Annotated in this window: 9 protein-coding genes; 1 reads left to right on the top strand and 8 read right to left on the bottom strand. The window is 55.7% G+C overall.

What is annotated here, in order from left to right:
* Positions 1-27 precede the first annotated feature (27 nt).
* The 8 genes from gltB to pilM all read right to left on the bottom strand — a co-directional run bounded on the left by gltB (position 28) and on the right by pilM (position 11,572).
* Entirely contained in the window at positions 28-4,470 is a 4,443-nt protein-coding gene (gltB, locus tag FKN99_RS15200; RefSeq protein ID WP_172118669.1) for a glutamate synthase large subunit, read from the bottom strand.
* A gap of 456 nt (positions 4,471-4,926) precedes the next feature.
* A complete protein-coding gene (gene aroB / locus FKN99_RS15195; RefSeq protein WP_172118668.1) occupies positions 4,927-6,033 on the bottom strand; it encodes a 3-dehydroquinate synthase in 1,107 nt (368 codons plus the stop codon).
* Positions 6,030-6,596: a shikimate kinase AroK gene (gene aroK / locus FKN99_RS15190; protein ID WP_172118667.1), complete on the bottom strand. Its 567-nt coding sequence runs from the start codon at positions 6,594-6,596 to the stop codon at positions 6,030-6,032. Before aroK ends, aroB begins: the two co-directional genes overlap by 4 nt.
* Positions 6,596-8,635 (bottom strand): type IV pilus secretin PilQ, encoded by a 2,040-nt coding sequence (gene pilQ / locus FKN99_RS15185; protein ID WP_172118666.1) that lies wholly within the window; start codon positions 8,633-8,635, stop codon positions 6,596-6,598. The genes aroK and pilQ overlap by 1 nt, the downstream gene beginning before the upstream one ends.
* Positions 8,636-8,695: 60 nt before the next feature.
* On the bottom strand, positions 8,696-9,226 hold the full coding sequence (locus FKN99_RS15180; RefSeq protein ID WP_172118665.1) for a pilus assembly protein PilP: 531 nt from the start codon (positions 9,224-9,226) through the stop codon (positions 8,696-8,698).
* The gene (gene pilO / locus FKN99_RS15175; RefSeq protein ID WP_172118664.1) at positions 9,223-9,945 is read right to left on the bottom strand and encodes a type IV pilus inner membrane component PilO; all 723 of its coding nucleotides are present in this window, start codon (positions 9,943-9,945) and stop codon (positions 9,223-9,225) included. The genes FKN99_RS15180 and pilO overlap by 4 nt, the downstream gene beginning before the upstream one ends.
* The gene (locus tag FKN99_RS15170) at positions 9,942-10,514 is read right to left on the bottom strand and encodes a PilN domain-containing protein (RefSeq protein WP_172118663.1); all 573 of its coding nucleotides are present in this window, start codon (positions 10,512-10,514) and stop codon (positions 9,942-9,944) included. Before FKN99_RS15170 ends, pilO begins: the two co-directional genes overlap by 4 nt.
* A complete protein-coding gene (pilM, locus tag FKN99_RS15165; protein WP_172118662.1) occupies positions 10,511-11,572 on the bottom strand; it encodes a type IV pilus assembly protein PilM in 1,062 nt (353 codons plus the stop codon). The genes FKN99_RS15170 and pilM overlap by 4 nt, the downstream gene beginning before the upstream one ends.
* A 193-nt stretch (positions 11,573-11,765) precedes the next feature.
* Between pilM and FKN99_RS15160 the strand changes: the two genes are divergently transcribed.
* The gene (locus FKN99_RS15160; protein ID WP_172118661.1) at positions 11,766-14,291 is read left to right on the top strand and encodes a penicillin-binding protein 1A; all 2,526 of its coding nucleotides are present in this window, start codon (positions 11,766-11,768) and stop codon (positions 14,289-14,291) included.
* Positions 14,292-14,320: the final 29 nt, after the last annotated feature.

Raw genomic sequence — 14,320 nt, 5'->3', positions numbered from 1 at the left:
TCTCCTCGAAGCGTAGACACAGGCGGTTTATTGCGGCTGACGCCGAGATTGATCCAGCAGGCTACCCAGGCTCGCCGCTTTTGGCTTCACCAGCCAGAAGTGACGCAAGTAGTCGCTAAAGTCTTCTAAAATCGCTGCCCCACGGCTAGAACCCGTCTCCTCGACGTAGGTGCTAATCAGCTCGCGAAGGTGGCGACGATAGGCCTCCATGGCTTCGGTGCTGACGCGATGAATTTCGACCAGCTCGTGGTTGTACTTGTCCACGAAGGTACGGTCTTCATCCAGCACGTAAGCGAACCCACCGGTCATGCCTGCGCCAAAGTTAACGCCCGTCTCACCCAGCACGCACACCAGGCCGCCGGTCATGTATTCGCAGCAGTGGTCGCCTGCGCCCTCAATCACCGCCGTGGCGCCGGAGTTACGCACCGCGAAACGCTCGCCAGCGGTGCCCGCAGCCATCAACGTGCCGCCGGTTGCGCCATACAGGCAGGTGTTACCGATAATCGCGGTTTTATAGCTTTCGAACTGGCTGACCCAGGGTGGCACGATGACGATCTTGCCGCCGTTCATGCCCTTACCCACGTAGTCGTTGGCATCGCCTTCCAGGTACAGGTTCAGGCCTCGGGCATTCCAGACGCCGAAGCTCTGCCCTGCCACACCGGTAAAGCGTGCAGTAACGGGCGCGTTTTCCACCCCCTCTTCCCCATAACGCTTGGCGATAGCGCCGGAGGAAAGTGCGCCAACGCTGCGGTCGCAGTTGGTGATCGTAAAGCTGAACTCACCGCCGGTTTGATGCTCAATAGCGTCTTTCAGCGCCGCCAACACTTCCTGGTTTTTGGCCCCCGGGTCGTGCGGCACGTTACGGCTCACCGTACAGAACTGAGGCGCTTCGGCGGGTACAAAGTCATTGGCCAATAACGGCATCAGATCGAGCTTGCGCTGGCTTGCCGTGTTGCCTTCAAGCACTTCCAGCAGGTCAGTACGCCCGATCAGGTCGGTCAGTTGGCGCACGCCCAGTATGGCCATCAGCTCACGCACTTCTTCAGCGATAAAGCGGAAGTAGTTTTTGACCATATCCACCGTGCCGCGGAAATGCTCGCCGCGCAGGAAGTCGTCCTGAGTAGCGACCCCGGTGGCGCAGTTGTTCAAGTGGCAAATACGCAGGAACTTACAGCCCAGCGCCACCATCGGTGCGGTACCAAAACCAAAGCTTTCCGCCCCCAGAATGGCCGCCTTAATGACGTCCAGACCGGTTTTGAGGCCGCCGTCGGTTTGCAGGCGAATTTTGTCGCGCAGGCCGTTGATACGCAGTGCCTGATGCACCTCAGGCAGGCCCAGCTCCCAAGGGGAGCCCGCATGCTTGATAGAGGTCAGCGGGCTTGCTGCGGTGCCTCCGTCGTAACCCGACACCGTGATCAGATCGGCGTAAGCCTTGGCAACGCCGGTGGCGATGGTGCCAATCCCCGGCTCAGATACCAGCTTGACCGACACCTGCGCATCCGGATTGATCTGCTTAAGATCAAAGATCAGCTGCGCGAGGTCTTCAATCGAGTAAATATCGTGATGCGGCGGCGGTGAAATCAGCGTGACACCAGGCACCGCGTGGCGCAGACGCGCAATAAGTTGGTTGACCTTGCCGCCAGGTAGCTGGCCACCTTCGCCCGGCTTCGCGCCCTGGGCGACTTTAATCTGTAGCACTTCTGCATTGACCAGGTAAGCAGGCGTTACCCCAAAGCGCCCCGAGGCAATCTGCTTGATTTTAGAGCTGCGGATCGTCCCGTAACGGGCCGGGTCTTCGCCGCCCTCACCCGAGTTGGAGCGCCCGCCCGCCTCGTTCATTGCCTGGGCCAGCGCCTCGTGCGCTTCAGGAGAGAGCGCTCCCAGCGACATCCCGGCACTATCAAAGCGCGGCAACAGCGCTTCAACCGGCTCGACGTCTTCAAGCGGCAACGGCGTCGCGGCAGGCTTTAGCGTCAGCAAATCACGAATAGTGGCAACAGGGCGCTCATTAACCAGCTGAGCAAACGCCTTCCACTTGGCGTAGCTGCCCTCCTGCACGGCAGCCTGAAGCGACTTCACCACATCAGGGTTATACGCATGATACTCATGACCATGCACATACTTGAACATACCGCCTTGGGAGATACCTTTACGGGTAATCCAGGCATCCTTGGCCAACAGTTCCTGCTGCATTTGCAGCTCGGTGAAACCCGCGCCCTGAATGCGCGATGCCATGCCTGCAAAGCAGGTATCCATCACCTCATCAGAAAGCCCTACGGCTTCAAACAGCATGGAGCCACGATAGGAGGCCAGCGTCGAGATACCCATTTTAGAGAGAATCTTGAACAGGCCTTTTTGCAAGCCTTTGCGATAGTTCTCACGGTCGTCGGCCGGGTTGCCGGTAAGCTCACCCGTACGGTGCATATCGGCCATAATCTGATAGGCAAGCCACGGATACACGGCGGTCGCACCGATACCAAACAGCACGGCCATCTGGTGGGCGTCACGAGCGTAGCCAGTCTCAACGATAATATTGGCGTTGGGACGTAATGCCAGGCGGCCCAGATGCGTATGCACCGCGCCAACAGCGAGTGGTGCCTGAATAGGAATAATGCCCTTGGGCAGCTCCGCATCGGTAAGCACCAAGATCACCTTGCCCGCTTTCACTTGGGCTTCGGCCTCTTGACAAAGCGTATTAAGCGCCTGTTTTAAGCTCTGCTGTTCAGGATCGTAGCCCATTGACAGCGTGTGGCTTGCAAAGGCGGGGTCTTCCTGGCTAACCAGTGCGGTAAATTTACGCGGTGACAGTACCGGCGTGGTCAGGATTAACCGATGCGCGTGCTCAGGCGTTGCCTTGAAAACGTTGAGTTCCGCTCCGCAGCAGGTTTCCAGCGACATCACGATCGCTTCACGCAGCGGATCAATCGGCGGGTTGGTTACCTGAGCAAACTTCTGGCGGAAGAAGTCGGTTAACAGACGCGGACGGCTAGAAAGCACCGCCATGGGTGTGTCATCACCCATGGAACCCACGGCCTCCTGGCCACTTTCAGCCAGCGGGCGCAGCACCTGGTCACGCTCTTCAAACGTCACCTGGAACATCTTCTGGTGCACGTTCAGCGCATCAGCACCCATGGTCTGAAAGCGTGCAAGTTCGGTGAGTGCGGATTCCAGATAGTTGGCTTCCTGCTTGAGCCAGCGCTTATAGGGATAGGCAGACTTCAGGCGATCATCAATATCCTGGGTATGCAGTACTTCGCCGGTTTGGGTATCCACCGCCAGCATTTGACCCGGGCCTACACGGCCTTTGGCGACCACGTCCTCAGGCTTGTAACCGTAAGTACCAATCTCAGATGCCAGGGTGATATAGCCGTTTTTGGTGATGACCCAACGAGCGGGACGCAAGCCGTTACGGTCCAGCATACACACGGCTTGGCGGCCATCAGTCATGACCACACCTGCCGGGCCATCCCACGGCTCCATGTGCATGGAGTTGTACTCGTAGAAGGCGCGCAGCTCAGCATCCATGGTTTCAACGTTCTGCCAGGCAGGCGGCACCATCATGCGCACCGCACGGTGCAGCTCCATCCCTCCCGTCAGAAGTACTTCCAGCATATTGTCCATGCTGGAAGAGTCGGAACCCGTGGTGTTAACGATTTCATCCAGCTGTGCGATATCGGGCAGTCGCTCGTTAACGAAGTTGGCCTTGCGTGAGTTCGCCCAACCGCGGTTAGCCTCGATCGTATTGATTTCACCGTTGTGCGCCAACAGTCGAAACGGCTGTGCCAGCGGCCAGCGCGGCGCCGTATTGGTTGAAAAGCGCTGGTGGAAAACACAGATAGCGGTTTCCAGACGCGGGTCGTTTAAGTCTTTATAAAACGCCGGAAGATCTTCCGGCATGACTAGGCCTTTATACGACACCACGTCAGAGGAGAGCGATGCGACATAAAAGTCTTCTTCGGCCCGTAAAGCCTGCTCGGTATAACGGCGCGCCATAAACAGATCAACAGTGAACTGCTCGCTCTCACCGGGCTCGATAAAGACCTGCTCGATACGCGGCAGGCAGTCAAGCGCCATGGGGCCACAAACGCTTGAATCAGTGGGCACAACGCGCCAGCCGACGACATTTAGGCCACGAGCACCCAATTCGCGCGCAAACGTCTCGCGCGCAGCCTCGGCACGGGCATCATCGTTGGGTAGAAAAACAACGCCCACGGCGAACTGGTCGCCCAGCGTAATCTCCAGCGCGTCTTGTGCGGCTTCGCGCATAAAACGGGTCGGCATTTTAAGCAGCAACCCACAGCCATCACCGGTTTTACCGTCAGCGGCAATCCCGCCCCGATGCGTCATACAGGTGAGTGATTCGATAGCGGTTTTCAGCAAATCGTGACTGGCCTGCCCTTCCATATGGGCAATAAGGCCAAAGCCACAGTTATCGCGAAACTCGCCGGGCTGGTGAAGACCTTTATTCATGGGCGTGCCTCTAGTCAAAGGTATTTTATTAGCAGCGTTATTATGATTTAATAGACGGTTTTTCTTTTCACACAAAAACCTCTACCCGCCTATAACTGGGTGTTCCCCCGATTCACTGCCGCAAGAAAATGGTCGCTCAGCATAGCGACTTGCTCCCCGCCAGCGCAATCACCGCCAACATCAAAACCCCGAAAAGTCTTTTCAAATCCTATAGTTGCAAACCACCCCCTCAACGAAAAATGCATACACTTCAAACACTTAAAAAGCCATATAACGCTATTTCAACGAAGGATGCCGAGCGTTAAACTTTAGTCTAAATACCCCTAATATAGCCATGCCGATAGTGCATACGGCATGCTAATAACATTATCCGGCGCATCGCCTGGTAATATCGGGCCATAAAAAAACCCACCTTGTCGGTGGGCTTAGTGAGCACAAAATACGTTTACAGGCGGGTTACAGCCGTGGGTAGTTATCCAACAAAGCACGCACTAACGCCTCTGGCGTCGTGTCATCAACACATGCATCGCCGGTAGCGTTTAGCAGCACCAGCCGAAGTCTGGTATCCACGTTTTTCTTATCCAGACGCATCCGGGCTAAAAAGTCGTCACTTAGCATATCCGCTGGGGCATGAAGAGGAAGACCAGCGCTTTCAATCACCGCCTGGATACGCGTTAAATCCGCACTACTGATACGCCCCAGTTGCTGAGAAAGGGCAGCCGCCATGGCCATGCCTGCACCGACTGCTTCGCCGTGCAGCCAGTTGCCATACCCTTGGTGGGCCTCAATCGCGTGACCAAAGGTATGACCAAGATTGAGCAATGCGCGCACGCCCTGCTCCGTTTCGTCATCGGCCACAATGTCGGCTTTAATCTGGCAACTGCGTGCGATGGCTTCGACAATGGCGTCGGGGCTAATATGACGCAGCGCGGCCATATTGGCCTCAAGCCAGCCAAGAAACGCTTCATCACGAATAAAGCCATACTTGATAACTTCAGCAAGCCCGGCAGAAAGCTCTCGCTCGGGCAGCGTCGCAAGCGTTGCAATGTCGATCAGTACCGCTTTCGGCTGCCAGAAAGCACCAATCATGTTTTTGCCAAGCGGGTGATTAACGCCCGTTTTCCCTCCGACAGAAGAGTCCACCTGGGAAAGCAGCGTGGTGGGCACCTGAATGAAGGCCACGCCACGCTGGTACGACGCGGCGGCATATCCAGCCATGTCACCAATTACGCCGCCGCCTAACGCAATCAGCGTACAGCGGCGGTTAAACCCTGCCTCCAACAGCGCGTCCCAAATGCGGCTAACCTGCTCAATGCTCTTGTACTGCTCCCCGTCAGGTAGAACGACGGTACGCACCTCCACATCGTCAGGAAGATTGGCGCACAGCGCCTCCAGATAAAGGGGCGCGATGGTTTCATTCGTCACCACCATCACCTGCTTACCGGCCAGATAGGGCGTTATCGCCTCTGGGTCGCTCAGCAGGCCGGCGCCAATATGGATCGGATAACTGCGATCACCCAACGCAACATGAAGTGTACGCTGAGCACTGGCGGGCTGTGTCATTGGGATACCTTTGAGTTAAGCGTGGCGCTATTTTCCAGCGGGTCGGTCAAACGCCGCACTCGGCGCAATATCTCATTGACTACGGCGCGCGGGCTACGCCGATCCGTGCGCACTGAAATATCCGAGGTGGCGCGATAAAGCGGGTCGCGGGCAGCAAATATATCGTTGAGCACCTGCTCCCGGTTTGCGCACTGAAGAAGCGGGCGATTACGGTCTTTCGCCGTGCGTTTAAGCTGCTGTTCAACCGTGGTCATCAGGTAGATCACCGTTCCGCGCTCACGCAGCATCCGGCGATTATCCTGGTGCAGCACGGCGCCGCCGCCTGTTGCCATCACCACGCAGGAGAGCCTTGTCAGCTCATCGATCATCTGCAGCTCACGCTGGCGAAAACCGGGTTCACCCTCTACATCAAAGATCCACGGGATATCCGCACCGCAGCGATCCTGTATGGCGTGGTCGCTATCATAAAATGTGCGCGTAAGCTCTGCCGCCAACAAGCGACCTATTGTGCTTTTACCAGCCCCCATGGGGCCGATCAAAAAAAGGTTGGGTAAATCCTGCATCAGCGAACCGCCAAGCCATCGTCAAGTAGTCGTGGAGTAATAAAGACTAACAACTCTACCTTTTCATTGCTCTCTTCGGTATAGCGAAACAGGTGTCCGAGCAAAGGAATATCACCCAAAAGCGGGGTTTTGGTCATTTGGTTTAATTGTTCCGTGGTCAAAATGCCACCCAATACAACCGTTTGGCCATTATCGACCAGCACCTGCGTTTCAATTTGATTGGTATCGATGGGCGGTTCTCCGCCAAACCCCGACTCCCTGAAACTATCATTTTTCACCACCAGGTCCATGATAATACGATTATCCGGCGTGATCTGCGGTGTCACTTCCAACGAAAGCTCGGCCTCTTTAAATTCAGTATCGGGGTTTCCCTGCGCATCGACACTCTGAAATGCGCGCTCCTCGCCTTGGCGAATAATTGCCGTACGCTGATTGGCCGTGATGACCCTTGGCTGCGAGATGGTTTGGCTTTTGCCTTCACTTTCCAGCGCACGAAGCTCCAGGTCCAGCAAAATGTCGCCGGACAAGTAACCAAAGCTAAATCCTGTACCTGGCCCTGAAGGCGCGCCCAGGTCTACCGCTAAACCGCTGCGGGCACGGTTCAAGCCATCGGGGTTGATATTGCGCGGGCCAAAATTGCCGTTATCCAACGCCTGAAAACCTCGCGTCGTCGAAGCGCCCCAGTTAACGCCTAGCGCTCGAGAGGCGGTATCCCGGGCGATAACGATGCGTGCTTCAATTTGCACCTGACGCACCGGCACATCCAGGCGCTCCAAAGTACGCTTGATAATACTTACCTGGTTCGCCGTGTCCTGAACCAATAAGGCATTGGTTCTTGGGTCGACACTGATTCGCCCTTTCTCGGTCAGAAGCCCAAAGCCATCCCCACCCTGCAGCAGTTGGGCAAGATCTTCAGCACGCGCGTACTTAACCTCGATAAATTCATCAATGGTTGGTGACAGCGCTTCATGATAGCGGTGAGCCTCCATTTCCTGGCGTTCGAGCTCAGCAAGCTCGGCGACAGGCGCCACCAGGATAACGTTGCCATGCTCACGACTTGCAAGCCCTTGGCTTTTTAACATCAAGGCAAGCGCTTGATCCCAGGGCACCTCATTAAGGTTCAGCGTGATACGTCCAGTCACATTTTCGCTGGCAATCAGGTTAAGCCCCGTAAATTCAGCAAGCGTTACCAGCACCGCACGTACCTCCATATCCTGGACGTTCAGGCTTATCCGCTCACCACTAAAACTGTCTTGCGGGAGCTCATGATCGGCCAAGCGTTGCTGGGCAGCAGGCTGTACTTCAATACTCAGCACACGGCCATGTTGTGAAGAGAGCATGGCATAGGGGCCGTCGATGGTAAGTGCCAAACGCGTTTCCTGCGCATCAACGTGAGGGGTAATTCGCATCACCGGTGTCGCAAAATCGGCAACGTCATAAATCTGGCTAAGCGCATCCGGCAGCGTTACGTTAGGCAACGTGGCAATTACCTCGCCGCCCGATACATTCGAATGGCCGCTTTCCTGAACGCTTGCAACGACGCCTTCGCGGTCAAACGTCACCAGCAAGCGACCTGCCTGACCAGCCCCACGCTCAAAATCAATAGCGCTAATCTGTGGGCCCTGGAGGGCTTCAATGGAGCCCTCTATTGGCGATTCAAGCGTTGTCGATTCACGCAAGGAAATTCGTAGCCGATCCCCCATTACCCGGGAGGTGTAATTCGACGAGTTGGCCAGGCCGATAACTAACCGCGTACGGCCACTGCCTTCCAATACCTTAATGTGCTCTACACCCGCACGCGCTACCTCAATGTGGCGATGACCCAAGCCATTTTGTGTATTGGCCAGGTCCAGCGCCAGGCGTGGCGGAGCCTCCAAGCTATAACCCTGAACGTTGGCGACGCCACCGCTGAAGTGCAGATCAATATCCACGGCGCCAGCACTAACTGGATGTACGTCAATATCGGTCAGCACCGACGCCACTGCCTGCCAAGGCAGTACCACCCACACAAGCATAATGATTCGACTAACCACGGCCATGGCGTGCTCCGATAAGAAAAAAAGAGGCTTTCGGTAAGCTCACCGAGTCGCCTGGATTGATCATGGCGGCAATGTCAGCGAAAGGAGAACCTGCTGCTCTTGCCACCCCTGATGAGTAGTAATGCGCTCGGTAATACGAACTTTGTGCGCCTCAATATGCGTGATACGCCCGCCATTGCTACCCGCATGGTCTCCCGTACGAGCACTGGTTACATGCCCATCCGGCGTCTCTATCAACGCGACATGGCGCTCTCCCATAACCAGCGTGCCCACCAGGCGAAGCTCCGAAATAGAGAAACGCTCAAGCGGCCCGGGGGTTCGCTGTGCGTCAGGCACCAGCGGGGCATCCTGGTTTACGTCAGCTATCTGCAAAGGCGACTGCACTGCCTGAAAAGGGTTGCGCGTGTCTGAGTAGCCATACGCCTCTACGGGATATACAACCAGTGGCTCAATACGCGAAGCGGAGGGAGTGCCTGGGGTTTGGCGAATCCTTGAGAGCGTGTCATCCAGTTGATCAAGCTCAGGCCCATGACAACCAGAAAGCAAAACGACGCTGACCAGGCAGCTCATCACGCGGGCAAGCCACTTCACTGATCTTCCTCCCGCCGATTTAAGCTATTTTCGCCGCTACCCTTTTCGCCTTCAGCCTCTTCGCTTTCATCCTGGCTAACAGCATCAGCGTCGCTATAGGCCTTAGCCACAAACGACAGGGACAATCTGCTCGCAGCTTGATCAATCGGCGCAAGCGTAATGTCATGCTGCGTGACAAGGTATTCCAGCTGACTAATATCATTAATAAACTGCGCCAACTGGTGATAGTCGCCTACTACCTGAATCTCAATAGGATGTTCTGACACTTGGCTGACGACAGGACGCAGATAAATATCATTGATGGTGAGCTGGTTCTCATCAGCAGCGTCTCTAATGCTATCCCGTAAAGATGAAAGCGCCGCCGGGGGTGTTAACAGGGCACGCATCCGGGTCATTTGCTCCTCCAGGCCAGCCAGCTGGGTACGCGCACCGTTCAGTAAACCGGCGGCGTGAACGCTGCTGCGGTAATCGCTTAACAGCCTTATCTCTTGTTGCTGCGCCTGTGCCAGCGACGCACGATGCTCACTCACCAGCCATGCGCAAGTCGCCACTAACGCCATTAGAAACACCAGCCCGCCGCTAAGCACTTTTAATAACCAGGGCCATGCGCCTGCATCACGTAAATCAAGCGTCTGCCAGTCAAGCGCACGCAAACGCTGCCACTCTTGCTGCCACACTTTTCCCCATCGCAGCAGGTATAGCGGCGCCCCTGATTTCATGGCGATACTCCAGAATCGACCAAAGAAACGCTCGGCTGGGTGAGGGTTACTTCAAAGTGGAAGGTTCTCCCACTGCCCTGCGGATCACTGGCCATTTCGGAGAGTACCGGAATATCAAACCCCGGCATTTCAGCAAGACGACGTAACTGCTCGGTTATCTGACGCTCATCTTCTGCGACTGCGGATACGCTTAGCCGATTATGGCGCTGTTCAAGGTGCTGAAAGACCACGCCCTCGCCAAGACTTGCGGCAAGGTCGTTAAACAGCTGAGCCGTCTGTGTTCGCTGTTGAAGCAGGCGCTGGAAGCGGGTTAACTGCTGGCGCAGCTGTTCTCCCTGCAGAACAGTGCGTTCAGCTTCACTAATTTCATGTGTATAACGCTCTATATGAGCAGCGATATACGCATTGCGCTGCTCCTGAACGCCCAGCATCCTCTGATAGACATGCGAAACCCCACTACCCAGCGCGATACCGGCGATCAGTAACAACAGCATGACCGTATAAAAGCGTCGCGTGTGCTGTTCTCGGCGCTCTTCCCGCCAAGCCAGCAGGTTGATCGTAATGCTCATAAAGGCGCCCGCATCGCAAGGCCGCTTGCGGTCAGCAAGCCGGGGAGATTCAGAGTAAGCGCCTGCCTATCCACGCGCTTGTTGACCGGCATCGTCTGCAGCGGATTTAGCGGCGTCACCGGTAGCTGACACGTATCAGCCATAAAGGTCGCTAACCCCGGCAGCGCATTTATATCACCGGCTAGCACGATATGACCCACAGGCGATTGGCGGCTGGTGGCGATATAAAGTTGCAAGGCTCGCGCAATGCTTTGTGCGAATGCATCCAGAAAAGGCTTCAGGACCACGTCCTGAAAATCATCTGGCAAGCCGCCATGCTGACGAGCCCATAAGGCATCTTCTCGACTGAGCGCGTATCGCTCTTGAGTCGCGGCGGTTAACGGTTCGCTGCCCTGCAGGTTTTCGCGGACGTAAACGGTGCGTGCATTATAAAAAACGCGAAACGTACTTGTCTGCGCCCCGATATCGACCAACGCAACGCTTGCGTCAGAGTCATACGCCGCTGATATCTGAGGGCGCAGCGCAGCAAAGGCACGTTCAATCGCAAAGGTTTCGACGTCCACCGCAACGGGTTCCAACCCTGCGCGTACTAAGGGTTCTGTCAGTTGCCAAACATCCTGTTGACGACAAGCCACCAACATTACTTGTTGTAAATGCGCAGCCAAGGGAGCAGGCCCCATGCATGCAAAATCAAACGCCACTTCATTGAACGGAAAAGGCAGATGACGGTCTGATTCGATCATCAAACGCTCCTCGATTTCCTGCTCGTTCAACTCAGCAGCAAACGTGAGCATTTTAGTAATCGCCATGCTGGCAGGAAGTGCTACCACGGCATTACGCGTAGAGGGCTTGGCGTGGTCAATGGCACGTTTTAAACTATCTGTGACGTAATTAATGTCCTGAATACGCCGTTCAGCCACTGCACCGTCACGAAGTGAGCAAACCGCATGGCTTTCCACTTGGTAGGTGTCGTGACTCTTTTTAAGCTCCAACAGCTTGATGGCGGTCGATGTAATATCGATGCCGATCAATCCCTTACTGGCTTTAAACAGGCGCATTATGAGTTTATTCCTGCCATCTGACATGCCCAAGAAGTAGTGGCATAACGCGCTAGTCAGGTAACGCGCCGTTATATTTACGGCATATCAACACTGGTGGCCGCTGCCTCGCCTTCCTATAATGGCAGCCAATTGCGCGATACGGCCGCTTGGATGCCGATCCTATTCTCCTTTTCATGGGTGCCCTCTGTTCATGACGTTTTTGCGAACCCTCATTCTGTCGCTGTTCTTTCTTATCGTGTCGTTAGTCGGGGCCGCCGCGTTAGCCATGGTGGGCGCGGCTATCTATTTTTCGCCTGGCTTACCTGATGTTCGTCAGTTGCAAGACTTCGAGCTTCACTCACCGCTACGAATTTTCACCAATGACGGTAAGTTAATCGGTGAGTTTGGTGAGGAACGGCGCATCGTCGTTGATTTCGACGAAATACCTCAGAACATGGTCAACGCTCTGGTGGCCGCCGAGGACACCAATTACTTTGAGCACTCGGGGGTTGATCCTCGAGGACTCGCAAGGGCGGCCGTTGAGCTTGCCCGAAGTGGTGCCATTCAATCAGGCGGCTCCACCATCACTATGCAGGTCGCGCGTAACTATATGCTGACGCTTGACCAAACCTTTACTCGTAAGCTGCGTGAAATTCTGCTGGCTCTGCAGATGGAAAAACTGCTCAGCAAGCATGAGATATTCGAACTTTACGTTAACAAAATTTTCTTAGGAAATCGAGCGTATGGCATTGCAGCCGCTGCCGATACCTATTACGACAAGCCGCTTTCCGAACTGACGCTTGCAGAAACGGCCATGATTGCCGGGTTGCCTAAAGCGCCTTCCGCGTTTAATCCGCTGGCCAACTCCGAGCGCTCACTGATTCGTCGCAACTGGATTCTGTTCCGTATGCGCGAGCTGGGCTTTATTGATGACACCACTTATCAGGCTGCCGTACAGGAGCCGGTTACTGCACGTCGTCACTTCACCCAAACCGAAGTAGATGCTTCTTACGTGGCAGAAATGGCGCGTCAATATGCGATTGAGCGCTTTGGCGATGCGGCGTACACCGGCGGCTACCGCATTTATACGACGCTGGACAGTGAGCTTCAGCCGTTTGCCCGCGAGGCCTTGGCCAATGGCCTGCTTGAGTATGATTTACGCCACGGCTGGCGGGGCGCTGAACAGCACGATATAGCTCCCAGTCTCGTTGAAGCCCAAGAGCGTACAGCAACCCAGGGGCTGGAAGAAGAGCTTGCCGAGTCGCCTGAAATTCGTCAGACAGCCCGCCAGGCCGCCGAGCGTAGCCAAACGGAAATCGCCGGCGTTGAAGGTGATGTCAGTAACTGGCTGCAGGTGCTTGAGCGCACCCCCAACTATGGTCTGCTAAAACCCGCCATCGTCGTGGAAAGCGGTGGTCGTGAAATGCAGGTACTTACCCGTGGTGGCGAGCTGAAAACCATTAACTGGGACGGCCTAAGCTGGGCACGTACCTATAACAGCCCGCGCAGTCGTGGTGCTGAGCCAAGCTCTGCCGACCAGATTGCCGTACGCGGTGACCTGGTTCGCATTCTCGAAACTCAGGATGGCACCGTACGCCTTTCTCAGCGGCCAGATGCAGAAGGCTCGCTCGTTGCTCAAGACCCACGTACCGGCGCTATTCTCGCCTTGCAGGGCGGGTTTGATTTTAACGCCAGCAAGTTTAATCGCGCGGTTCAGGCACAGCGCCAGTCGGGTTCTATTTTCAAGCCCTTCATTTACCTTGCGGCACTTGAAGATGGCGAAATGAACGCTTCCACTGTGATCAATGACGCGCCTGTTGTATTGGACGACGGCAGTAACTCGCTCTGGCGCCCTGTTAACTCCAGCCGCGACTTCGCAGGACCAATGCGCTTGCGCCCGGCGCTTGCTCGTTCGCGCAACCTGGTCACTATTCGCGTTCTACAGGCGATGGGGCTTGATCATACGATTAACTATCTGGAAGGTTTTGGCTTCGCGCCAGGCCGCCTGCCTCATGGCCTCTCTTTGGCCTTGGGCAGCGCAAGTCTAACGCCCATGGAAATGACCAACGCCTACTCCGTGATTGCCAATGGCGGCTTTCAGGTGGCGCCGTGGTTTATTGAACGCGTAACTCGCAATGATGATCACGAGCTCATTGATGAAGCGACACCCCAAGTGGCTTGCCCCAGCTGTGCAGAGGGACAGGAAACTGTTGAGATTGATGGCCGTGAATACCCGGTTGCCAAACGCGTTGCCAACGCAGCGGCCACCTACATTCTGCGCGATATGCTGCGTGATGTTATTACCTCGGGTACTGGCCGTGGGGCGCTGAGTCTTAACCGTGAAGATATCGTCGGTAAAACCGGCACCACCAACAGCCAGCGTGATGCATGGTTTGCAGGCTTTAACACCGACCTGGTGACGACCGTTTGGGTGGGCAAAGACAGCAACGAAACCATTGCCGAGTATGGCGCCAACGCTGCACTGCCTATTTGGAACGCCTTTATGGGCAAGGCGCTTGAAGGCACACCCTCCGCCGTGCCTGAGCGTCCTGACACGGTGGTGACTGCGCGGATAGACCCTAACTCAGGCCGACGCTTACATGACAACCAGCCGGGAGGCATCAGCGAGTTCTTCCACCGCGACCACTTGCCCGACTACCAGCCGCGCGGAATTAGCCGCGAGCTGGAAGAGGCCAGCGGCTCACAAGGCTCGGGTACAGCGGAATCCATCTTCTAAGTAAGCCTGAAGCCAGTAACCGCTAACTC

Source organism: Halomonas hibernica (assembly GCF_013183775.1).
GTDB classification, from domain to species: domain Bacteria; phylum Pseudomonadota; class Gammaproteobacteria; order Pseudomonadales; family Halomonadaceae; genus Vreelandella; species Vreelandella citrativorans.
The sequence above is the reverse complement of the archived record's forward strand: the minus strand, read 5'-3'. Positions and strand labels throughout refer to the sequence as shown.

Bases quoted from the DNA above. Each gene is read 5' to 3' on its own strand.
- aroB (WP_172118668.1), bottom strand. From the start codon at position 6,033: ATGACACAGCCCGCCAGTGCTCAGCGTACACTTCATGTTGCGTTGGGT.
- FKN99_RS15170 (WP_172118663.1), bottom strand. From the start codon at position 10,514: ATGAGCATTACGATCAACCTGCTGGCTTGGCGGGAAGAGCGCCGAGAA.
- aroK (WP_172118667.1), bottom strand. From the start codon at position 6,596: ATGCAGGATTTACCCAACCTTTTTTTGATCGGCCCCATGGGGGCTGGT.
- pilQ (WP_172118666.1), bottom strand. From the start codon at position 8,635: ATGGCCGTGGTTAGTCGAATCATTATGCTTGTGTGGGTGGTACTGCCT.
- pilM (WP_172118662.1), bottom strand. From the start codon at position 11,572: ATGCGCCTGTTTAAAGCCAGTAAGGGATTGATCGGCATCGATATTACA.
- FKN99_RS15160 (WP_172118661.1), top strand. From the start codon at position 11,766: ATGACGTTTTTGCGAACCCTCATTCTGTCGCTGTTCTTTCTTATCGTG.
- pilO (WP_172118664.1), bottom strand. From the start codon at position 9,945: ATGAAATCAGGGGCGCCGCTATACCTGCTGCGATGGGGAAAAGTGTGG.
- gltB (WP_172118669.1), bottom strand. From the start codon at position 4,470: ATGAATAAAGGTCTTCACCAGCCCGGCGAGTTTCGCGATAACTGTGGC.